We start from the raw sequence: 22,192 nt of genomic DNA on the forward strand, positions 1-22,192 counted from the left end.
ATTTTCCGGTCGCCCAGCGCATCGCCTATATCGAGAGCCTGCTCGACCGCATCCCGGCAGGACGGCCGATCGTGCAGCTGACCTACGGACCGATGTCGCCGATCCCGGCCGGCCGTGGCGACTACACGGTCAAGCATTTCGATTTCATCTTCCGCAACATCCCGCCGACGCAGCTGTGGATCTACCGGCGCGAGGCGCATTAGGGCGACCTGAATTTCGACTTTGATTTTTGGGCAGGTGCGTTGATTTGAGCGGCCTCTGGCTGTACCTGTCCGGGAACAAGGTTGGCCAATGGCAGTGATCCCGAAAATCCTCGTCTTCGCCGGCTCGGTGCGCAGTGGCGCCTACAGCGGCAAGACCGCCGACGTGGCGCAAAAGGAGCTCGCCATGCAAGGCGCCGAGGTGACCCGCATCTCGCTCGCCGACTATCCCCTTCCGATCCTCGACGAGGATCTGGAAAAGGAAAAGGGCGTTCCCGTAAATGCCCTGAAACTTGGCCGTCTGGTCATCGCCCATGATGGGCTGCTGATCGCCACGCCCGAATATAACGGCTCGATCCCGCCGCTGCTCAAGAACACGATCGACTGGGTGAGCCGGGTGCGCAGGGACGGCAGCAGGACGGTCAGGCCGCTGGCCGGCAAGGTGGCTGGCCTCTGCTCGTCCTCCAACGGGCATTTTGCCGGGATCCGCTGCATCAACCATCTGCGCGCCGTGCTGGTGCGTTGCCAGATGGAGGTGGTGACGCCGGAATGCTCGGTGCCGGAAGGCGGCAGCGCCTTCGACGAGGGCGGCAATTTCCGCGACGAAAGACTGTACAAATCGATGGAGCACCTATGCCGCACGCTGATCGAAACCTCGCGCATGCTGTCGACCCGGATCGAGGCGTGATCGTCGACACTATGCGGTCAGAATCCATCCAGGCCCCATCGATAAAGGCCAAATCCATGCAGGAAAGACTGATCGTCGGCCTCGACGTACCGACCGTGCAGGAGGCCGAACAGGCGGTGCGCGAACTCGACGGCGTCGTCTCCTTCTACAAGATCGGTTATCAGCTGGCCTTTGCCGGCGGGCTCGACTTTGCCAGGGAACTGGCCAGCGGCGGAACAAAGATCTTCCTCGACATGAAGCTGCTCGACATCGACCACACGGTGGCCAAGGGCGTCGAGAACATCGTCAAGATGGGCGTGACCATGCTGACCATCCACGCCTATCCAAAGGCGATGGCGGCGGCGGTGGAGGCGGCCAGGGGTAGCGGCCTTTGCCTGCTGGCGGTCAGCGTGCTGACCTCGATGGACGAGCAGGACATGATCGACGTCGGCTATGAATATGACCCGCACACGCTGGTGCTGCGGCGTTCGGAACAGGCTCTGCATGCCGGCATGGGCGGCATCGTCTGCTCGGCCGCGGAAGCGGAAGCGGTGCGCCGCATCGTCGGCCCCGACATGGCGGTGGTGACGCCCGGCATCCGGCCGGCGGGCACCGACCATGGCGACCAGAAGCGCGTGGTGACGCCGGCACAAGCGATCCGCAACGGCGCCAGCCATCTCGTCGTTGGCCGGCCGATCGTTGCGTCGGCCAACAGACGAGAAGCGGCCGAAGCGATCATCGCCGAAATGCGCTCAGCGTAAGCAACAGGGAGAAGAAGAATGCCCAAGGGATACTGGATCGCCCGCGTCGATGTGCGCGATGCCGAAGGCTACAAGGAGTATGTCGCTGCCTCGAAACTGGCCTTCGACCGCTTCGGCGCGAAATTTCTGGCGCGCGGCGGTGCGCATGAGTTGGCCGAGGGTGTCGGACGCGCACGCAACGTCATCATCGAGTTCGAATCGCTCGCCATGGCGCACGATTGCTACCACTCGCCGGAATACCAGCGCGCGGTCGCCATCCGCCAGAAGGTCGCCGACGGCGAGATCGTGCTCGTCGAAGGCATCTGAGGGCCATCGACCAGAACTGACGGAGCGTCAGACGAAGTGCTGACGGTCCTCTTCGCTTGACTCCGCCCGGCCAAGCCGAGCACTCCGATAAGATGGTGCCCTGAAGGCCAGGCAGCTTCACTATGCCCTGGCCGACAGCCGGGCGGAGCCGTTCGACACCGACCGCCACATGGCCGGCCCATCCAACAAACGACTGCCGAGCCAGAGTCGCTTTCGCCCAAGGTGAAGGCGACCGGGTTCGTTGCCAGTTGACATGCAGGTATTTACCTGCATATTACAACCTCGCAAGCCAACGAGTGAGGCTGATGGACGCTGACAAGGTTTTCAAGGCACTGGGCGACCCGACACGCAGAAGGCTGCTTGACCTTCTTTGCGAGAAGAACGGGCAGACGCTCAGTCAGCTTTGCGAAAACCTGGACATGGCGAGGCAATCCGCCACCCAGCACATCGACCTGCTGGAAGCGGCGAACCTGGTGAGCACGGTCAAGCGCGGCCGGGAAAAACTGCATTTTATCAACCCCGTGCCGCTGCACGAAGTCTACGAGCGGTGGGTGCGGAAATTCGAACGGCAGCGGCTCAGCCTGCTGCACGATCTGAAGCAAGAACTCGAAGGAGAGGACCAATGACCAGAGAGACGACCAGCTTTGTCTACGTTACCTACATCAAATCGACGTCGCAAAAAGTGTTCGAGGCCATAACCAGGCCTGACATTGCGAAACGCTACTGGGGCCACGAGAACGTCTCCGACTGGAAGCCGGGATCGACATGGGAGCATATCCGCGCCAATGACGAGCGGACCGTCGAACTCGTCGGCAAGGTCGTCGAGATCTCGCCGCCGACCCGTCTCGTCATCACCTGGGCGAACGCTTCGCAGGCCAACGATCCCTCGCAATACAGCCGGGTGACTTTCGGCATCGAGGAATACGACACCATGGTGCGGCTGACCGTCACCCATGACGAACTCGAAGCCGGCAGCGGCATGGCGAAAGGCGTCAGCCAGGGGTGGCCGGCGGTGCTGTCCAGCATGAAATCCTTCCTCGAAACCGGCAGCGGCATCGACCTTTTCGCCAAGCCGAAATCGGCCTGATGCCTTGCGATATCATGCAGAACCAGGCCAGTGGAGAACGACAATGACCAAGCGCTATATCGGTGGCTGTGCATGCGGCGCGATCCGCTACGAAACCAGCGGCGAGCCCATCTTCCAGAACCACTGCCAGTGCCTCGACTGCCAGAAGCGCGCAGGCACCGGCCACGGATCCTATCTGACCTTCGGCCGGCGCGCCGACATGAAAATTGCAGGCGAAGCGACCACCTGGCGTGTGAGAGGCGACAGCGGCAACGAAAAGGTCCACGCCTTCTGCCCGACCTGTGGAACGCCGGTCTACCTGACATTCGTGGCCATGCCGGACCTGATTGCGGTCAACGCGACCAGCCTTGACGACCCCGGCCAATTCGACCCGCAGGTGGTCACATACGCCATCCGCGGCCATGCATGGGACACGATCGATCCCACGTTGCAGAAATTCGAGCGAATGCCGGGATAGCGGGTTCGCCTTGGGCTGTCATGTCATGTCGGGCGCTCGTCGCGGGCGCCGCGCGTTCAAATATGGTGGTTTTGGCCGAGTAGCCGGCTGGCAGCGGTTTCGGCCATGGCGTCGGCAAGCTCGAGATCCCATTGCTGGCGGCAGTAGGCGCGGAAATCGAAGCAAGGCAGGCCGGGGCAGACCTCGAACTCGATAAGGTGAACCGTGTCGTCGGCCTCGACGCGAAGGTCGATGGAAAACACATCGCGCAGGCCAAGCCCGCTCATCAGCCGCTCGGCGATCGCGCGAACCCTGACATCGGCGATCGGCTGGCTGTCGGCGACCGCAACGAGCTCCGGTTCGGCATAGTGCCCGGCCGCTTTCGCCGCCTCGCCGGTGTCGCCGTAAAGCGCCAGGCTGTCCGCCATGGTCTGGAAATCTGCGCCTGAATCGACAAAGGCCACGCCAAGCGCTTCGACCCCGGCGCCCGGCACCAGGCCGAGGAAACTGGCGCGCACATTGCGGCCGGCGACATAGGGCTGGACGACGACATCGTCGCGATAGGCCGCAAACACACGCCGGCTAAGCTCCAGTGCGTGGCCGAGATCGCTTGTGCGCGAATCCGCCCAGATGCCGATCTTGGCGCCTAGCCGGTTGGGCTTGACGAACCAGCCGGCGGCAGATGCAGGCGGCTCGACCAGCCATTTGCCGTCGCGCGCAAGACCGGCCTGCGGCACCGGCAGACCGAGCGCGCCAAGCACCGCGCCGGAACGGAACTTGTCCTGGCAGAGCGCGAACAGCGCATCGTCGGCGCCGATCGTCTTGAGCCCGCCGAGCCTCGCCAAGGCGGGTGCTGCGCTGCCCCGGAAATAGGCAATGCCGTCGGTCAGCGTCCAGACCATTGTCGTGCCGGGATGCTCGCCGGCGAGCACGCCCGCGGCGTCGTCCAGCGCCACCGGCGTGAACGACAGGCCGCGCGCCTGGCAAGCGGCGGCTAGCGCATCAAACTCATGGGCGAGATCGGTCGACTGCGCCAGATAGGAGGCGATTTCGGCGGCACGCTCCGCTGCATGGCCGTCGGCGACGAGACGGTCGAAGCAGACCTTTTCCGGCTCGTGGACGAGGATCAGTCTTGGCGTTTGGCTCGTCATGGATTTGCATGGTTTTCCAGCGATGGCGTCGCCTACCATCGCATGGGAAGCGCAATCGGCTGCCGCGAAACCGACCGGGTCGGACGGTTGCGTGACAACGCAACCGCCGACCGTGTTCAATCAGGCGATCAGCACGCGCGGCTCGAAACGGCCGTTGACAGGGATGTCGAGCAGGAAGGTCATGCCCGCCTGCGGATCGAGCTTGCGCTGCTTCTCATCCTTGCCCTTCCAGGCGGATGTCACCGCCAACCGGTCGGCGTTCTTGCCGACAAAGGCCGGACAGGATGGCTGTGTCACCGGCATGGCGACGGACCGCAGCAGCGTGCCGTCAGGAGCATAAGCCTTGACCACTTTGCCGCCCCAGACGGCGTTCCACAGCACGCCGTCACGATCGACCACCGAGCCGTCGACATAACCCTTGGCCGAGCGGTGATCGACGAAAACTTTCGGCTCGCCGGTGGGCAGGCCGGTCGCCGGGTCGCAGTCGACGCGCATCAACAATCCGGTCGAGGTGTCGGTGTAATAGGCGAGCCCGCCATCTTGCGAAAAGCATATCGAGTTGGAGACTGTGATGTCCGAAAACAGGCGGCGCAATTCGCCCTTGAAGAACCAGTAGATGGAGCCGGYGCCCTTTTGCTCCGTCTTGCCCATCGTGCCGGTCCACAGGGCACCACAGGGATGGACGCGGGAATCGTTGGAGCGGGTGGCGAGATTGTCGGCCTCGATCGGCGTGTGCAGGCTCATGGTGCCGGTCGCGACATCGCGGACATGAAGCCCGGTCTCGGTGGCGATCAGCTGGCGCTGGTCGTCGATGATGGCGATGGCGCTTGCCATCTGGCCAAGCTCGTGGATTTTCAGCGCGCCGCCGGCCACGGGCTTTTCCAGAAGCTGGCCATTGACGATGTCGAACCAGAACAGCGCATCGGTGACTGGATCGTAGCTTGGCCCTTCGCCGAGCTGGCAGATGTGGTCGGAAAAAACCGAGACGATCGCTTCGCTCATCATGCCTCTCCGAACACCGCATCCCAGGCCGTGACGGCGGCATGTGCTCGCGCCGCCACCTCGTCGACGGTCATGCCGGGCTTGAACAGGCTGGAGCCGAGACCAAACACCGTCACCCCCACCGCCTTGTAGCCGGCAAAGTCGTTCTCCGAAACGCCGCCAACCGCGCCGACCAATGTCTGCGCCGGCAGCACCGCCCGGATCGCGGAAATGCCGCTGGCGCCGAGCACGCTCGCCGGAAAGAATTTCAACGCCGAAGCGCCGAGCCGGATCGCCTGGAAGGCTTCCGTCGGCGTGAACACGCCGGGCATGGTAACCATGCCGTGATGCATCGCACGCGCCATCACTTCGGCATCGATGTTGGGGCTGACCAGCAGCCGGCCGCCGGCCTTGTGCAAGCCATCGACATCGGTCGGCGTCAGCACCGTGCCGGCGCCGACCAGTGCCGTTTTCGGCAGCACTTCGACGATCCGGGCGATCGACGAAAACGGCTCCGGCGAGTTGAGCGGCACTTCGATCGCCTCGATGCCGGCGTCGAACAGCGCCTGGCCGATCGCGATCGCTTCGTCCGGCTTGAGCCCGCGCAGGATGGCGACCAGGCCGCGCTTGARCTTCGGGAAAGGTGCGGTCTGGCTCATGGGGCTGCTCCGGTTCTGGCGATCATGCCGTTCTCGCGTGCCGCTTCGATGAGCCCGGCACGCACCGCCTCGTCGGCATCGACGGTGCGGACCTCAAGTCCAGCAAGGCCGAGGGCGGCCTGATAAAGTGCTGAAAGCGCGCCGGACGCCACCAGCACGACAGGTTCGGCGCCAGCGCCATGGCGGCGGCTGGCCGAGGCGATCTCGCCACCGATCAGCAGGCCGGACAGGCAAGCGGCGGCATCGTCGGCTCTTAGATCCTGCAGCAGGCCCGCGGCACGGATGGAAAACAGCCTCGAGGTGACATCGCCGGCCTCGGCCAGTGCGGTTTCGCACCAACTGCGGAAGAATGGATTGCTAGGGGTGACCGGCTTGGGATGTTCGCCGAGCGAATGGCGCAGGATCGAGTGCGCGGCAAGCACCGAAAACAGCTCGCCGGTCGGCCAAGTCCCGAAACCGGCAACCGCGCCGTCCTCGACCAGCACCCATTTCGAATGGGTGCCGGGCATGCAGACCAGGTGGCGCCCCTTGGCCGGCAGGCCGGCGCCAGCAAGCTGCGTTTCCTCGCCGCGCATCACGTCGGGCGCATCGATCTGGCGCTGGGCGAGGCCCGGCACGATGCGGACATCGCGGTGCTGGCCCGGTACCCTCGCCGCACCCGCCAGGATGGCGCTGAGCGGCGCCGGAACGGTGACATAGGGCGCCTCGAGCCAGCCCTGGCGAGAGCCGGCCATGCCGCAGATGATGACGGGCAGCGCGTCCGGCGCAGCCATGGCTGCGAGGTGCCCTTCGAGAATGGTCGAAAAACCCTTTTGCTGGGCGGTGATCAGACCATCATCGCCACGGCGTTCGGCAAGGACCTTGCCGCCCTTGTCGATCAGCCAGACCCGCATGCGGGTCGTGCCCCAGTCGACGACGGCTACCGCCGGCGCGTTGCCGGCAAACCCTGGGCTCACAGGAAACCTCCATCGACGATCAGCATCTGCGCGGTCAGCATGCGCGAGGCATCCGAGGCGAGGAACAGCACCGTGCCGACGATGTCGTCGGGCTGCATCACCTGCTTGATGCACTGCTTGGCGACATGGGCGGCAAGCGCCTGTTCGGTCACCCAGAGCTCCTTTTGCCGCTCGGTGATCACCCAGCCGGGCGCAATGGCGTTGACGCGGATGCCGTCCACGCCGAGCTTGCCGGCCAGCCCCTTGGTCAGACCGAGGATGCCGGCCTTGGCGGCGGTGTAGGCCGGCATGTCGGGGTGATTGATCAGGTAGGACGTCGAAGTGAAGTTGATGATCGAGCCGCCGCCGGCCCGCTTCATGCCCGGTGCCACCGCTTGCGCGGTGAAGAAATGCGGTCTGAGATTGATCGCCTGGTTGTTGTCCCAGAATTCCACCGTCACGTCTTCGACGGCGTGGCGCTCGTCAAGCGCCGCATTGTTGACCAGCACGGTGACTTCGCCGTGCGCGTCGGCCGCCCTGGCTGCCGAGGTCCGCAAGGCCTCGACGTCGCGCAGGTCGGTCTTGAGATACAGCGGCCGGCGACCAAATGCTTTCTCGATGCGGTCGGCAAGGGCAGTGCTGGGGCCGTCGGCGATGTCGATGAAGGCGACATTGGCGCCCTGGCGCACAAAACCCTCGGTCAGTGCCGCGCCAATTCCGGAGCCGCCGCCGGTGATCAGCACCGAGGCTCCCTCGAGGTCGGCAAAATGCGCCGATGGCATCATATTTTTTCTCCCTGCGCATGACCCCGACAGCGTCCTTTGCGCGTCCTGAAGGACGCGCGGCGCTGTGGTCAGGCCGGCGCGCATCCTAGCCAGACATGTCGTGCGGGCAAGGGCGAAACGACGGATTGCGGGCTTATGTCAGACAAAACGACAATGCGCCGCAGCGGACGCACAGCTGCCCCACAGGGATTGCGGGGCCGCTTCGAGCTAGCCGGTCAGATCGCGTTGGCGCGCAAGACGCCGCGGAAGGAATCGCGGAGGTAGCCAAGCGTGGCATCGGCATCGACCGGTTTGCCGAACAGATAGCCTTGTCCGCCGGCGCAGCCGAACTGGACCAGGCGATCGGCCTGCGCCTCCTGCTCGATGCCTTCGGCGACCACGTCCATGCCGAGCCCCTCGCACATGGCGAGAATGGCGCGGATGATGTGTTCGGACGGGCGGTCGTCGAGAATGGAGGAGACGAAGGCGCGGTCGATCTTAAGCTTGTCGAAATGAAATTCGCGCAGGCGGCCGAGCGAGGACTGGCCGGTGCCGAAATCGTCGAGCGAGACTCGGATGCCGACACGGCGCAGATCCTCGACGATCTTCTCGGCCGAGGCCGGATCGTTCATCAGGCCGGTCTCGGTGATCTCGATCTCCAGCCGGCGCGGATCGAAGCCGGTGCGCTCAAGTATCGCCAGAATGTGCAGGCCGGTGTTCTGGTCGACGAGCTGCGAGGGCGACAGGTTGAAGGACAGGAACAGGTCCTTCGGCCAGCTCCTGGCCGCTTCGGTCGCCTTGCGCAGCACCAGTTGCGACAGCGGGCCGATGATGCCGCGCTCCTCGGCGATGGGAATGAAGACCGTTGGCGGCACCGAGCCGAGATCGCGATCGGTCCAGCGCGCCAGCGTCTCGAAACCGATGGTGCGGCGCGTGTTAAGGTCGACGATAGGCTGGAAATGCGGCTCCACCTCGCCGGCCGAGACAGCACGGCGCAGCGCCTGTTCGATGCGGGTGACGCGCTTGGCCGCCTCTTCCATCTCGCGGGTGTAGACGACGACGCGGCCACGGCCGGAACGCTTGGCGTGGTAGAGCGCCGTCTCTGCCTTGTTGATGAGGATCTCGGTGGTCTCATCGCCCGAATAGAACAGCGAGCAGCCGACCGAGGCCGAAAGCCTGGCGGTGCGTTCGCCGACATCATAGGGCGCCGAAAGTATCTCGATCAGCATGCGGGATTTCTCAGCCGCCGCTTCCTCGCTGAACACCATCGGGTAAAGATAGGCGAATTCGTCGGCGCCGATGCGGCAGACGGTGGAATGGCCGTCCATAGAGGCGCGCAGCCGCATCGCGACCTGGATCAGGATATCGTCACCGGCCTTGTGGCCGAACAGGTCGTTGATCGGCTTGAAGCCGTCGAGGTCGAGAATGCCGACGGTAAACGGCGCCGGGTCGTCGGCACGGTCGCTGATCAGGCGATCGACCTTGTCGAAGAAGCGGCGATGGTTGCCAAGCCCGGTCAACGGATCGGTGAACGCCAGATCCGTGCTCTCCCTGTTTGCCTGACCGGTGCCAAACGAAGTTTGCATCGGTATCCCTGTTTTGTGACTTCGGAATTTAGCTTCAGATTGGCAGCAAACCCTTTAGGAAACGTATCCCCAAATCGATTATTCGCGGGTAAAGCGCGTCGCGTTCGGAAGGATCGACGCGCGGTGCGTCCAGCCCTTGTTTCAGGCCGTCAGCCCCTGGGCCGGACACGGTAGAGTTCGAGCGAGGCGCCCTTCGTGTCCGCGATCGGCTCCAGCCATTCCGGCACGTTGCCGCGCATCAGCCCGGCAAGAAAGCCGTCCGGCGCGGTGGAGGCCAGAAGCTGGCTTTCCGAGTTGCCGCGGCACAGCGCGACAAGGCCGACGTGATGATCGCCGACGATCGACCTGGCTTGCGCATCGGAACCGAGGAACGCGTCGAGCGCAAGCAGGTCTCCCGCGACGTTGCGGTGGTAGGGCCCGGCGAACACGCGATGCCCCGAGTACACCAGGATCGGCGATCCGATATTGGAGACGGCAAGCACGGTGGTATCGGGCAACCTGCCGAGTGTGGCGAACGTAGCCTTGGCCTGGCAAGACGGGTCGACGCCAGCGTCGCTGGTAATCTTTACACCGGTTGCGAGCGCCGCCGACGCCGCCTGGGCGGCGCCAGACCAGAGCGAGTTCACCGAGATGAGCCAGGCTGCGGCCATCCGCAGCACCGAGCCGCGCGACGGGCTGGTTTCGGCCCGCTGCCGCCATTTGGCAATCCAGGCCGACAGCGGGATCACCGCGAAGACAATCGAGAATGTCGAGCCGCGCACTTGCCAGACACTGACCAGGAACGCCACGACAAGCAGCGTGGCGACGAGGCTGTCCTGGTGCCGCCAGCCGCCACGACGTAGGCGCAACGCCATCAGCACGAGCGCCACCAGCGGCGTGGCATAGCGCGCCGCCAGCTCGGCGGGATCGTGGGCGGCGAGCTGGAACAGCGACTGCGCCTCGTCGACATGATCGAGCCACAACGTCTTCAGGCGCGGATCGAGCCCGCCATAGGGCGAGGCCAGACATTGCGGGAACAGCAAAAGGAGGACCGCGCCGAGCGCAACGCCGAGCACGGCAAGCGACAGCCGACGCTGCCCGCGCCCGGCCGCTTCGAGCGAGGCGATCGCCGCAAGGCCGGTTCCGGCAAGGGCCGCGACGACGAACTGCATCGTCGAGAAGGCATCGCATTGCGCCTGGCCCCACGCCGACAGCGGGACGGTGGCGACGAAGACAAGCGCCGCGACGCCGGCAAAGCCAAGGCCGAAATCCCTCGCGATCAGTCTTTCGCCTGATGCGTCAAAGGCGAACAGCGTCGCCACGCAGACGCCGATGGCGGCGACGTAGGGAGCGGTCTCCATGCCGACGGCCAGGGTCAGCGCGGCGCACAGGCCGGCAAGGAACGCCGCCGGCCTGCGCATACGCGCTTCGAGCAGGAAACTCAGGCTTGCGACGGTCAGCATCAGCTGGACATTGTGATGATCGAGAGCGGCCGGCTCGAAGATGCCGATGAAATACTGCGCTGCCGCGCCGACGATGACGGCGGGCAGCACAGCGCCATCGCCAGCAAAGCTGCGCGCGGCGCGAATGATGAAGACCATCGTCAGGCCGAAAAGCAGCGCCGGCCACGCCACCTGCGCAACGTTCTCGGCCAGCAAGGTGTTGCCGGTCAGGCTCGATACGGCGAGCACGATGGCGGCGATAGGCGCATCGACCAGCCGCGACCAATGCATGACGAAGCCGCCTTCCAGGCCCATCCGGTATTGATGCAGGTCGAACCAGCCCTGGCCGGCCAAGAGATCGCGCACTTCGACCAGCCGCAGCAGATCGTCATTGTCGCCGCCGGCATTGTTCAGCGCCGGGAATCCAGCCCAGGCGTTGACGACAAGGAAGCCGAGCGTGGCAAGCAGCGCCAGCATGAGGTCCGCTCGCCAGGAGGCGCGTTCCCCGTCTTTGGAAAGCATCGCGGTATGAGCGGTGGTCATGGAGTGGGCTTTCAGCCTGTGTCTGTCGGCGCACGCTAGCGCCGGCCGCTTCACAAAGCGTAAAGCGGCGCGATTTTGCGCCACTTTTGGGCGCCATGCATCAATCGCGCGCCGGAAACACCCACAGCGACGACAGAATGTAGCTTACCGTGCTTGCGGCAACCGTCATCAGCGCCGACATGGCTAGCGCCGACATGCCGAAACGGGTGACCGCCAGATGCGACACCAGGCCCGAAAACAGCGCGCATCCGACCTGCAGCGCAAGATAGCGCGGCATGGCGCTGGCATGATCGTGCTGGCCGCCGAATGTCCAGCCACGCTGCGCGCTATAGCCGACAACGAAGGTGATCGCATAGGCGACGACACTGCCGATGAAGGGCGAAAAGCCCAGCGACACCAGGAGCCACGACAGGACGAACAGCAGCAATGCGGCGCCGACGCCGACCGTCAGGAACCGGAACAGGCGCGTCCGGACAAAGACGGGCAATGCCTCGCTCATGCGTCGCGCGCCGGCCGTTGGTTAGCCGGCGATTCACAGGTCGGCAACTCATTGGCCGGGAGTTCATTGGATTGACCGGCCCGGCCGGACTTCAGCCGCTTGACCGGTATTTCCAGGACACCGAGCAGAAAAGCCGAGAAGAAGACCTGCAATGAAATGACGATCAGGCTCAGGCCCAGCACGACGATGCGTGGGATCTCGGAATCGTCCAGCGGGCCGAAGCCGAGATGCGCCCAGCGCGCCACGGCATAGCCGAAGAACAAGACGCCGCCGGCAAAGCAGATGCCGGCATTGGCGGCGAGCCGATCGGTGCTGATGGTCCTGGTCAGCCAGTCGGAACGGCGGCTTGGCGGCAGGATGCCGGTTATCTCGGCATAGTATCGCGAAATGGCGCCGAAGGTGATGAGCTGGACGCCGGTGACGACCATGAAACAGGCGGCGACGAAGGTGTTGAGGTCGAGCGACAGGTTGTCGATCACGCGCAGCGGCCCGAACACCAGCAGCGCCGCGAACAACAGGCCAAGGCCGGCGAGCACCGTGCCCGGGATGAAGAACATCCAGCGCGGGTTGTAGACCAGCAGGAACTTCAGGTGCCGCCAGCCGTCGCGCCAGGTCCTGAGATGCGGCGGCCGGCTGCGGCCGTCGGGCTTGAGCGTGGTCGGCACTTCCTCGATGCGCAGGCCGGCAAGGGCGCCACGCACCACCATCTCGCTGGCGAATTCCATGCCGGTGGTCTGCAGGTCGAGCTTCCTGATGCTGTCGGCATTGAAGCCGCGCAGGCCGCAGTGGAAATCGCCGGTCTTGATGCGGAAGAACAGGCGGCCGACAAAGCTGAGCACCGGGTTGCCGAGGTAGCGGTGCAGCGGCGGCATGGCGCCGGCCTCGATGCCGCCCTGGAAGCGATTGCCCATGACCAGGTCGGCGCCGTCGCGCAGCCGCGCGACGAAGGCTTCCAGCGCGCCGAAATCATAACTGTCGTCGGCATCGCCCATAATGATGAAACGGCCCTTAGCGGCGGAGATGCCGCCCAAAAGGGCTGCGCCATAGCCTTTCTGGGCCACCGGGACGACACGGGCGCCACCTTCCGCGGCAATCGCCTGCGATCCGTCGGTGCTGCCATTGTCCGCGATCAGCACCTCGCCGGAGATGCCCGCTTTGTCGAGGAAGGCCTTCGCCTTGCCGATGCAGACGGCGAGCGTCTCGGCCTCGTTGAGGCACGGCATGAGAATGGTGAGTTCGAGCTGTTTGGTTGCGGAGGCGCGGATGGCGGTGACGGCGTTCATTGGTCGTTGTTCCATCGAGTGCCCGGCGCTGCGTCAATTCGGCCGGGCGCATTCGGGCTTACCGTTGCACGGCAAGGCTTAAGAAAGCGATGACGCGCAGCCTCGCCTTGTCTCCAATCGATCGGCACGGCGGCTTGCGGTTGTCTGATGCCAATCTTCAAAATGTCGCGATTGGCAGACGGTCAGTGAGCCTGTACAGGCAAGACAGTCGCCCATCCGAGCCGCCGGAGACTTGCCATGAAGCTGAAAATCGCCGTCCAGATGGACCACATCTCCACCGTGTCGATCGCCGGCGACACGTCCTTCGCTCTGTCGTTGGAGGCGCAGCGGCGCGGCCATCAGCTGTTCCACTACACGCCCGACCGGCTATCGCTGCGCGAGGGCAAGGTGTTTGCCCGCATCGAGGAGATGCAGGTACGCGACGAGAAGGGCAACCATTATTCGCTGGGCGAGAAGGTACGCACCGATCTGGAGGAAATGGATGTCGTCCTGCTGCGCCAGGATCCGCCTTTCGACATGAACTACATTACTACCACGCATATCCTCGAACGCATCCACCCGAAGACGCTGGTGGTCAACGACCCGGCCTGGGTGCGCAACAGCCCGGAAAAGATCTTCGTCACCGAGTTTCCCGACCTGATGCCGGACACGCTGATCACCAAGGATCCGCTCGAAGTCGCCGCCTTCCGCAAGGAGTTCGGCGACATCATCATCAAGCCGCTCTACGGCAATGGCGGAGCCGGCATCTTCCACATGCTGGAGGCCGACCGCAACCTTGCCTCGCTGCTCGAAATGTTCGGCCAGATGTTCCGCGAGCCCTATATCGTGCAGCGCTATTTGAAGGATGTGCGCAAGGGCGACAAGCGTATCATCCTGATCGACGGCGAGCCGGTCGGCGCCATCAACCGGGTACCGGCCGAGCACGATTCCCGTTCCAACATGCATGTCGGCGGCCGTGCCGAAAAGACCGAGCTGACGACGCGCGAGCGCGAAATCTGCGCCCGCATCGGGCCGGCGCTGAAATCGCGCGGCTTCATCCTCGTCGGCATCGACGTCATCGGCGACTACATGACTGAGATCAACGTAACGTCGCCAACCGGCGTGCGCGAAGTCAGGCGCTTTGGCGGCGCCGACATCGCCAGCCTGTTCTGGGACGCGGTCGAGGACAAGCGGAAGTAAGCCGTTTTCATTTTGTCTTAACCATGTTCCGCTTTTTCAACCGGGCACAACCCGGCCGCGACCGGCGGGGCTGGGTATTCCTGCAATGTTCCTGATTTGATCGATTCGATGTATGGCCCAGTGCGGATCGACACCGGCGATGGGCTTTCTTCCCACCCACTGACCTTGCTGTTTCCCGTTAGTTGCGCGACAGTTAATCACCCAAGCTTCCGATCGAAGCCGACTCATGAACGGTGCGTGCTTGCCGGTAGCTTCTTCGGCTTGCGTAAAGCAACCGCATGTTCTTGTAATGTTCTTGCCTAACTCCGAAATCTGTGGTTGTCTTGTCCGATCTCACTCGCGCCTTGATCGCCAAGGCATAAGCGAACCACTATCCGGAGGCATAAAATGGTGGCGCGGGTTCGCACGGTCGCTTTCCAGGGCATCGAGGCCGTGCCGGTCGACGTGCAGGTGATGATCGCGCCCGGCAAGGTCAACATGCATATCGTCGGCCTAGCCGACAAGGCGGTGGCCGAAAGCCGCGAGCGGGTGCAAGCGGCACTGCATGCGTCGGGCCTGTCGATGCCGTCGAAGAAGGTCACCGTCAATCTTGCCCCGGCCGACCTGCCCAAGGAGGACAGCCATTACGACCTGCCGATCGCACTTGGCCTGATGGCGGCGCTCGGCGCCATTCCGGGCGACATGCTGGCCGGCTACGTCGTGCTTGGCGAATTGTCGCTCGACGGCACGATTGCCGCGGTGGCCGGCGCCTTGCCAGCGGCAATCGGCGCCAACGCCGAGGGCAAGGGCCTGATCTGCCCGTTCGCCTGCGGCCCGGAAGCGGCCTGGGCCGGCAAGGATTTCGACATTCTGGCGCCACGCAGCCTGATTGCGATCGCCAATCATTTCCGCGGCACGCAGGTGCTGTCGCGCCCCGAAGCCGGCATCCACGCCTCGGCGCGCGACCTGCCCGACCTTGCCGACATCAAGGGCCAGGAGACAGCCAAGCGGGCGCTGGAAGTGGCGGCGGCCGGCGGGCACAACCTTTTGATGATCGGGCCGCCTGGATCGGGCAAGTCGATGCTGGCGCAGCGGCTGCCGTCGATCCTGCCGCCGCTGGCGCCGAAGGAGCTTCTGGAAGTCTCGATGATCGCCTCGGTGGCGGGAGAACTCGGCGAAGGCAAGCTGACCGACCGGCGGCCGTTCCGCGCGCCGCACCATTCGGCCTCGATGGCGGCGATGGTCGGTGGCGGCATACGCGCCCGGCCGGGCGAAGTGTCGCTCGCCCATCACGGCGTGCTGTTCCTCGACGAGTTTCCCGAATTCACGCCGCAGACGCTCGACGCGCTGCGCCAGCCGCTGGAGACCGGCGACTGCAGATCGCGCGCGCCAACCATCGGGTCACCTATCCGGCGCGCATCCAGCTGGTCGCGGCGATGAATCCGTGCCGCTGCGGCATGGCGGGTGAGCCGGGCTATCGTTGCCTGCGCGGCGAGCGCTGCCGCACCGATTATCAGGCGCGCATCTCGGGCCCGCTGCTCGACCGCATCGATCTCAGGATCGAGGTACCGGCGGTGTCGGCCAGCGACCTGATTCGGCCTGACCGGGCGGAGAAGAGTGCTTCCGTGGCGCTGCGCGTGGCACGGGCCCGCACCATCCAACGCGAGCGTTTCGAACGGCTCGGCGTCAGCGCCACGACCAACGCGCATTGCGCGCCGGCGGTCATCGAGGAGATCGCCATGCCGGATGCCGCCGGCCTGTCGCTGCTCAAGGACGCCAGCGAGAAGCTCGCCTTTTCAGCGCGGGCCTATCATCGCGTGCTGAAAGTGGCGCGCACACTGGCCGATCTCGACGCCAGCGAAACCGTCGGCCGCATCCATCTGGCCGAGGCGATTTCCTACCGCATGAGTTCGGAGCGCGTGGCGCAGGCGGCGTGACGCCCCCTCGCCCTTCAAGGCTGGAAACGCAAGCGGCGGCACCTTGCCCTTGGCTCTGATGAAACTTCGGCTCAGTCCGAGGCGCGTGCCTTCAGTTCCAGCCGCCGCGCGTGCAGCACCGGCTCGGTGTAGCCGTTGGGCTGGATGCGGCCCTTGAAGACCAGGTCGCAGGCGGCCTGGAAGGCGATGGAGTTGTCGAAGTCGGCCGCCATAGGCTGATAGAGCGGGTCGCCGACATTCTGCAGGTCGACGATGGCCGCCATGCGCCGCAGGGAATCCATCACCTGGATGCGCGAGCAGACGTCGTGATGCAGCCAGTTGGCGATGTGCTGGGAGGAAATCCGCAGCGTGRCGCGGTCCTCCATCAGGCCGACATCGTTGATGTCGGGGACTTTCGAGCAGCCGACGCCCTGGTCGATCCAGCGCACGACGTAGCCCAGGATGCCCTGCGCGTTGTTGTCGAGCTCGCGCTGGATCTCGTCCGGCGTCCAGTTCGGCCGCACGGCCACCGGCACCGACAGGATATCGTCGAGCTTGGCCTTGGGCCGATTCTTCAGCGCCGCCTGCACGGCGTGGACATCGACCTTGTGGTAGTGCGTRGCATGCAGCGTCGCCGCTGTCGGCGACGGCACCCAGGCGGTGTTGGCGCCGGCCTTGGGGTGGGCGATCTTCTGTTCCAGCATCGCCGCCATCAAATCCGGCATCGCCCACATGCCCTTGCCGATCTGTGCGTGGCCGGCCAGCCCGCATTCGAGCCCGGTGTCGACATTCCAGGCCTCGTAGGCGGAAATCCAGGCGGCCTGCTTCATGTCGCCCTTGCGGATCATCGGGCCGGCTTCCATCGAGGTGTGGATCTCGTCGCCGGTGCGGTCGAGGAAGCCGGTGTTGATGAACACCACACGTTCCCTGGCGGCGCGGATGGCCTCCTTGAGGTTGACGGTGGTGCGCCGCTCCTCGTCCATGATGCCCATCTTGATGGTGTTCTTCGCCATGCCGAGCAGGGCTTCGACGCGGTCGAATATCTCGACGGCGAAGGCGACTTCCTCCGGCCCGTGCATCTTGGGCTTCACGACATACATCGAGCCGGCGCGGGAGTTGGCGCGGCGACCCTTCGGCGCGACATCGTGCAGCGCGATCGACGCCGTCATCGCCGCATCCATGATGCCTTCCGGCACCTCGTTGCCGTCGCGATCCAGGATCGCCGGATTGGTCATCAGGTGGCCGACATTCCTGACCAGCATCAGCGAGCGGCCGGGCACGGTCAGCGTGCCGCCGGCGGGCGCGGTGTAGGCGCGGTCGGGGTTGAGCTTGCGAACAAAACTCTTGCCGCCCTTGGTGATCTCTTCCGCCAAATCGCCCTTCATCAGGCCGAGCCAGTTGCGGTAGACGACGACCTTGTCCTCAGCATCCACCGCCGCGACCGAATCCTCGCAGTCCTGGATGGTGGTCAATGCCGATTCCAGGATGACATCGGCGATGCCTGCCGGATCGGTCCTGCCGATCTGGTTGTTGCGGTCGATGACGATCTCGATGTGCAGGCCGTTCTTGACCAGGAGCACGGCTTCAGGGTTGGCGGCGTCGCCGCGATAGCCGGCGAATTGCTTGGTATTGGCGAGTGTCGTGACACCGGCACCCTCGCCCAGCCGCAGCATGCCGTTGATAAACGAAAGCCCGTTGACGCCCGCCCACTTGCCCGAGGTGAGCGGCACCGACTGGTCGAGGAAGTCCTTAGCCCAGGCAACCACCTTGGCGCCGCGCGCCGGATTGAAGCTCTTGCCTTTCCCGGCGCCGTCGGTTTCGGGAATGGCGTCGGTGCCATAGAGCGCATCGTAGAGCGAACCCCAGCGCGCATTGGCGGCGTTGAGCGCGTAGCGGGCATTCATCACCGGCACGACCAGCTGCGGGCCGGCAACGACTGCGATTTCCGGATCGACATTTTCGGTCGACACGCTGAAGGCCGGCCCCTCGGGGACGAGATAGCCAATCTCCTTCAGGAAGGTCTTGTAGGCCCCCATGTCGACGGGCGCGCTATGGTCGCGATACCAGCCGTCGAGCTTCTCCTGCATGGCGTCGCGTTTTGCCAGCAGCGCCCGGTTCTTCGGCGCCAGGTCATGGACAATGACCGAGAAGCCGTTCCAGAAGTCGGCCGCTTCGATGCCGGTGCCGGGCAGCACCTCGCCAGCCACAAAATCATGCAGCTCGCGGGCAATCCGCAATCCGGCGATCTCGATGCGATCGGTCATCAGGCTTCTCCAGATGAAAGGCTTTGCGGGCCTTTGGCATGTCAGGTTTGCCGGGTCAATTCAGCTTAGGGTGAAGGGCGAGCATTTACATCGCTTCATACGGCGTGCGCGATTCAGGTCAGGCCGAGTCGAAAATGGTGGTTTCCGAGAACCGGAGCGGAGCGTACTTTTGGGTACGTGAGCACCGGAAGTGCAGGACGCCGCCATTTGCAGGCCGGCCTGACCTGAATCTACACCGCAATCCTTGGCCTTCCCGAGGCCACCGCCACGACATGCGCCTCGATGAACATGCGCTGGGCTTCGACGGTCGAGACGCGGAATTCGGTCGCGACCTCGATCTCGGCACTGTCGGTGCCGGCATCCCTGGCGCGCTGGGCGACGATGGCGCGGACATCGGCCTCGGCCGCCGCGATCGCCGCCGCTTCATCGAGGAAATCGCGCACGGTTTCACCCGAGGCAAGTCGAAACAGGCCTTCCTTGGGCTGGCTGACCCGGGCCTCGGCCGAAACCCTGACCTGGCCGACGACGGCGCCGAGCGCGTTGGCGACGTCGGTGTCCTCCGGCACCACGCACTCATTGCCGATCAGCGGCGGCAGGCCGGCATAGTGCAGCGGCGCTGAAGCGCCGAGGCCGATGACAGGGCGGTCGAGCGCGACGCTTAGCCGGGCAATGCCGGGGTGAGAATCGACGGCGCGCTGCACCAGAGCATGCGCCACCGTCGACGCGCCATCGAGCCCGTCCTCGGCGAAGGCGGTTTCGAGGATGTATTCCGCCGACCAGCGTGTCAGCGTAACCAGCACGCGCTCCGAGATCACCTCCGGCGACGCGGCGATGGGCTGGCCGCGGCCGTCACGCTTGCGCGCGAACAGTTCGGCGCCGAGGCGAGCGGCGACCGGATCCCAGTTCGCCTGCTTGCCCAGCACATGGGCGGCGTCCGACGGCGTGAAGCCGGCGACATGCACCAGCCCGCGCGACACCAGCCGGTTCAAGGTCGCGTTCTGCGCGTTGGAGGTCAAAAGCCTGTCGACGGCGAGCGGCACCGCGCCAATCGCCTCGTAGAGGCGGGCTTCGGCGCCGGTCAATCCGGCGGCAAGCCGGTCCGGCACACCGGTGCGCACTGCAAAGCGGCCGTCCATGCGGCCGGGATTGGGCGCCCGCAATTGCCGTTCCAGTTCCGCGGTGACGGCGGAGCCATGGGCCATCCCCGCCAGCGCCAAGGGCACCAGGCGGCGGGGCCCGAGCAAGATTTTCGGGTTGAGCGCGCCATCCTCCAGCGCCACTTCGGAATCGCCGCCGAGGCCGAAGGTGCGCATGGCCACGGCCTCGACCATGGTGCGGAAGCCGCCGACGGTGGCGCCTTCCGGGTCGAGCCGCGGCCGGCCCTTGTCGAGCACGGCGACGTCGGTGGTGGTGCCGCCGATGTCGGAGACCATGGCATTGTCGAGCCCGGTCATGTGGCGGGCGCCGACCAGGCTAGCGGCGGGGCCGGACAGGATGGTCTCGATCGGTCGCTGGCGGGCAAACGCCGCCGACACCAGCGCACCGTCGCCGCGCACCACCATAAGGGGTGCGGCGATGTTGCGCTGCTCGAGAAAGCCTTCGGTTGCCGCCACCAGCCGGTCGATCATCGAGATCAGCCGGGCGTTGAGCAGCGTCGTCAGCGCCCGGCGCGGGCCGCCGAGCTTGGCCGACAGCTCGTGGCTTGATGTGACCGGCAGACCGGTCTTTTCGCGGATCAGCTCGCGGGTGGCGATCTCGTGCGCCGGATTGCGGGTCGCGAAATAAGCGCAAACGGCAAAGCCGGAGACCGACACGCCGAGTTCCGGCAGCGCTGCCTCGAGCCCCGACAGGTCGAGCTTGGCCGCATTGCCATGCACATCATGACCGCCGGGGCAGAACACCACCGGGTCGGTGCCGAGTGCAGCCTTCAGCCCGTCACGGGCGAGGTCGGCCTCGGAAAAGCCGATCATCACCAACGCCACGCGGCCGCCCTGGCCCTCGACCAGCGCGTTGGTAGCAAGCGTCGTCGACATCGAGACCAGCTTGATCGCGGTCGGATCGGTGCCGGCCTTCTGCAGCACCGCATCGACGGCGCCGGAAATGCCGACGGCCAGGTCATGCCGCGTGGTCAGCGCCTTGGCCTTGGCCAGCACCTTGCCCTTGTTCGGCCCCTCTTGCTTACCTTCCGTTTCAGACCACAGCACGGCGTCGGTGTAGGTGCCGCCGGTGTCGATCCCGAGGAACAGCGGCTTTGGCTTGGTCTTGGCGGTCATTTCTGATGGTCGTCCGGCTGGGTAAATTTGTTTCCCTGCCCTTAGCCGATACGGGGCGGCCGATAAAGACGCGAGCGCTGGGCCACGGTGGAGTTCGATCTCCCCCCACAAGGGGGATTGGCAGTTCCGCTAAGGTGTCGAGATTCAAGTCAGGCCGAGCCGAAAATGGTGGATTCCGAGAACCGGAGCGGACCGTTCTTTTCGTACGTGAGCACCGGAAGCGCAGGAAGCCGCCGTTTGCAGGCCGGCCTCACCTGAATATCGACACCTTAGCCGACAAACCCAACCTTCTTGTGTGTGCCATCGCAAAACGGCTTATTGGYCGAGTGGCCGCAGCGGCACAGGAACGCGACTGTCGTGCGGTCGACGGTATGGCCGGTGCCGGTGACGATCTCCATATTGCCCTCGAGCTTGAGCGGGCCGTTTTTCGTCGGAGTGACCTTGAGCGGGCCGTCGCGCATTTCCAGCGCCGGCGTGTCCTTCAGCGGCGGCTCGCCGGTGGCGACAAAACCCGATTTGTTGTGGCTGCCGTCGCAGAACGGCTTGTTTTCCGAAGCGCCGCACCGGCAGAGCGTGGCGCGATAGAACGTCTCGCCGTCGAGCACGATCTCGGCATGCACGGCCAGCGGACCGTTTTCCCGCAGGCGCACAGTGTTGACCACCGGCGGCTGTTCCTGCGGCCCGCCATCCTTCCTGATGTAGGTGATGGCGCCGGAGGGGCAGCTTTCGGCGATGGCGACGATCTTCTCGACGCTGGCCGCCTCGGGATGGATCCACTGCCCCGGCGCGTTGGGCACGAAAACATGCGGATCGCCGAGCACGCAGTTGCGCGAATGAATGCAGCGCTTGCCCGAGAACCCGACGTCAATCTTGTCGCTTTCGACCATACCGGCCATGGCTACGCTCCTGTTGCCTGAAGCGCGTCGCATCCAGACGGACAGACGCGGCGCGCTTTGGGTATTTGTGCAGGCAATGTTTTAACGCAATTCCCGTCGGAACCGCTTCACACTTTTTCTGGAATTGCTCTACGGCTCCAGCAGGAAAACCGTCAAGCTGGCAAACCGGTCAGGGGACCAGATCGATTTCCTCGGTCTCGCCGCCGCTGCAGGTATAGCAACAGTCCTCGCATTTTTCCTTGTTGCCGGGGCCGACGCCCCAATAGGTCTCCTCGTCGCCGTCGACCCAGGCGCCGTAACAGATCGATTCCCCTTCGTTGCAGGATATCGGCAAGGACTTGGTCTCGCCGTCATTGAGGTAGAAATCCTGGTTGTTGCCCGGCCAGACATAGTCGCGGTCCTGGCT

At 64.8% G+C, this 22,192-nt stretch carries 19 protein-coding genes and 3 pseudogenes; 9 read left to right on the top strand and 13 right to left on the bottom strand.

The annotated features are described in order from the left end of the window. The 7 genes and pseudogenes from ACXJ7R_RS05240 to ACXJ7R_RS05270 form a co-directional block, all read left to right on the top strand. Positions 1-203: pseudogene (locus tag ACXJ7R_RS05240) on the top strand (phospholipid N-methyltransferase PmtA); the annotation flags it as partial. An 88-nt stretch (positions 204-291) separates the two neighbouring features. Beyond that, a complete protein-coding gene (locus tag ACXJ7R_RS05245; RefSeq protein ID WP_457150880.1) occupies positions 292-888 on the top strand; it encodes an NADPH-dependent FMN reductase in 597 nt (198 codons plus the stop codon). Between the two features lie 26 nt (positions 889-914). Then, the gene (pyrF, locus tag ACXJ7R_RS05250) at positions 915-1,628 is read left to right on the top strand and encodes an orotidine-5'-phosphate decarboxylase (protein ID WP_457150896.1); all 714 of its coding nucleotides are present in this window, start codon (positions 915-917) and stop codon (positions 1,626-1,628) included. Between the two features lie 18 nt (positions 1,629-1,646). Beyond that, entirely contained in the window at positions 1,647-1,934 is a 288-nt protein-coding gene (locus tag ACXJ7R_RS05255) for a DUF1330 domain-containing protein (RefSeq protein ID WP_457150881.1), read from the top strand. A 305-nt stretch (positions 1,935-2,239) separates the two neighbouring features. Continuing rightward, a complete protein-coding gene (locus tag ACXJ7R_RS05260) occupies positions 2,240-2,560 on the top strand; it encodes an ArsR/SmtB family transcription factor (protein ID WP_095084355.1) in 321 nt (106 codons plus the stop codon). Then, positions 2,557-3,021, top strand: a complete 465-nt coding sequence (locus ACXJ7R_RS05265; RefSeq protein ID WP_457150882.1) for an SRPBCC family protein — start codon at positions 2,557-2,559, stop codon at positions 3,019-3,021. Before ACXJ7R_RS05260 ends, ACXJ7R_RS05265 begins: the two co-directional genes overlap by 4 nt. Positions 3,022-3,064: 43 nt before the next feature. After that, on the top strand, positions 3,065-3,478 hold the full coding sequence (locus tag ACXJ7R_RS05270; protein ID WP_095083692.1) for a GFA family protein: 414 nt from the start codon (positions 3,065-3,067) through the stop codon (positions 3,476-3,478). A 56-nt stretch (positions 3,479-3,534) separates the two neighbouring features. Here the strand turns inward: ACXJ7R_RS05270 and ACXJ7R_RS05275 are convergent, their stop codons facing one another. The 9 genes from ACXJ7R_RS05275 to ACXJ7R_RS05315 form a co-directional block, all read right to left on the bottom strand. Next, positions 3,535-4,608, bottom strand: coding sequence for a D-alanine:D-lactate ligase-like protein (locus ACXJ7R_RS05275; protein ID WP_457150883.1), 1,074 nt, complete (start codon positions 4,606-4,608; stop codon positions 3,535-3,537). A gap of 120 nt (positions 4,609-4,728) precedes the next feature. Further along, on the bottom strand, positions 4,729-5,610 hold the full coding sequence (locus ACXJ7R_RS05280; RefSeq protein WP_457150884.1) for an SMP-30/gluconolactonase/LRE family protein: 882 nt from the start codon (positions 5,608-5,610) through the stop codon (positions 4,729-4,731). After that, positions 5,610-6,248, bottom strand: a complete 639-nt coding sequence (locus ACXJ7R_RS05285) for a 2-dehydro-3-deoxy-6-phosphogalactonate aldolase (protein ID WP_457150885.1) — start codon at positions 6,246-6,248, stop codon at positions 5,610-5,612. Before ACXJ7R_RS05285 ends, ACXJ7R_RS05280 begins: the two co-directional genes overlap by 1 nt. Further along, positions 6,245-7,204: a 2-dehydro-3-deoxygalactonokinase gene (locus ACXJ7R_RS05290; RefSeq protein ID WP_457150886.1), complete on the bottom strand. Its 960-nt coding sequence runs from the start codon at positions 7,202-7,204 to the stop codon at positions 6,245-6,247. Before ACXJ7R_RS05290 ends, ACXJ7R_RS05285 begins: the two co-directional genes overlap by 4 nt. Continuing rightward, positions 7,201-7,968, bottom strand: a complete 768-nt coding sequence (locus tag ACXJ7R_RS05295) for an SDR family NAD(P)-dependent oxidoreductase (protein WP_457150887.1) — start codon at positions 7,966-7,968, stop codon at positions 7,201-7,203. Before ACXJ7R_RS05295 ends, ACXJ7R_RS05290 begins: the two co-directional genes overlap by 4 nt. 215 nt (positions 7,969-8,183) lie before the next feature. Further along, positions 8,184-9,533: a putative bifunctional diguanylate cyclase/phosphodiesterase gene (locus tag ACXJ7R_RS05300; protein ID WP_457150888.1), complete on the bottom strand. Its 1,350-nt coding sequence runs from the start codon at positions 9,531-9,533 to the stop codon at positions 8,184-8,186. A 149-nt stretch (positions 9,534-9,682) separates the two neighbouring features. Then, the gene (locus ACXJ7R_RS05305) at positions 9,683-11,497 is read right to left on the bottom strand and encodes a GtrA family protein (protein WP_457150889.1); all 1,815 of its coding nucleotides are present in this window, start codon (positions 11,495-11,497) and stop codon (positions 9,683-9,685) included. 100 nt (positions 11,498-11,597) lie between these two features. Then, complete coding sequence (locus ACXJ7R_RS05310; RefSeq protein ID WP_457150890.1) at positions 11,598-11,996, bottom strand: GtrA family protein; 399 nt, start codon at positions 11,994-11,996, stop codon at positions 11,598-11,600. After that, the gene (locus ACXJ7R_RS05315) at positions 11,993-13,279 is read right to left on the bottom strand and encodes a glycosyltransferase family 2 protein (RefSeq protein ID WP_457150891.1); all 1,287 of its coding nucleotides are present in this window, start codon (positions 13,277-13,279) and stop codon (positions 11,993-11,995) included. Before ACXJ7R_RS05315 ends, ACXJ7R_RS05310 begins: the two co-directional genes overlap by 4 nt. 237 nt (positions 13,280-13,516) lie before the next feature. On the opposite strand from ACXJ7R_RS05315, the gene gshB reads away from it, so the two are divergent. After that, a complete protein-coding gene (gene gshB, locus ACXJ7R_RS05320) occupies positions 13,517-14,458 on the top strand; it encodes a glutathione synthase (RefSeq protein WP_457150892.1) in 942 nt (313 codons plus the stop codon). A gap of 387 nt (positions 14,459-14,845) precedes the next feature. Next, a pseudogene (locus ACXJ7R_RS05325) lies at positions 14,846-16,374 on the top strand (YifB family Mg chelatase-like AAA ATPase). A gap of 71 nt (positions 16,375-16,445) precedes the next feature. Here the strand turns inward: ACXJ7R_RS05325 and ACXJ7R_RS05330 are convergent. The 4 genes and pseudogenes from ACXJ7R_RS05330 to ACXJ7R_RS05345 all read right to left on the bottom strand — a co-directional run. Further along, on the bottom strand, positions 16,446-18,617 hold the full coding sequence (locus ACXJ7R_RS05330; protein WP_457150893.1) for a malate synthase G: 2,172 nt from the start codon (positions 18,615-18,617) through the stop codon (positions 16,446-16,448). A 230-nt stretch (positions 18,618-18,847) separates the two neighbouring features. Then, positions 18,848-20,890 carry a hydantoinase/oxoprolinase N-terminal domain-containing protein gene (locus ACXJ7R_RS05335; RefSeq protein WP_457150894.1) on the bottom strand — a complete coding sequence of 681 codons (2,043 nt, stop codon included), beginning with the start codon at positions 20,888-20,890 and terminating at the stop codon, positions 18,848-18,850. 269 nt (positions 20,891-21,159) lie between these two features. Next, positions 21,160-21,786 (bottom strand): CDGSH iron-sulfur domain-containing protein, encoded by a 627-nt coding sequence (locus ACXJ7R_RS05340; protein ID WP_457150895.1) that lies wholly within the window; start codon positions 21,784-21,786, stop codon positions 21,160-21,162. Between the two features lie 169 nt (positions 21,787-21,955). Continuing rightward, positions 21,956-22,192 (bottom strand): annotated as a pseudogene (locus ACXJ7R_RS05345) (hypothetical protein); the annotation flags it as partial.

This window comes from Mesorhizobium sp. P5_C1, from assembly GCF_054049815.1.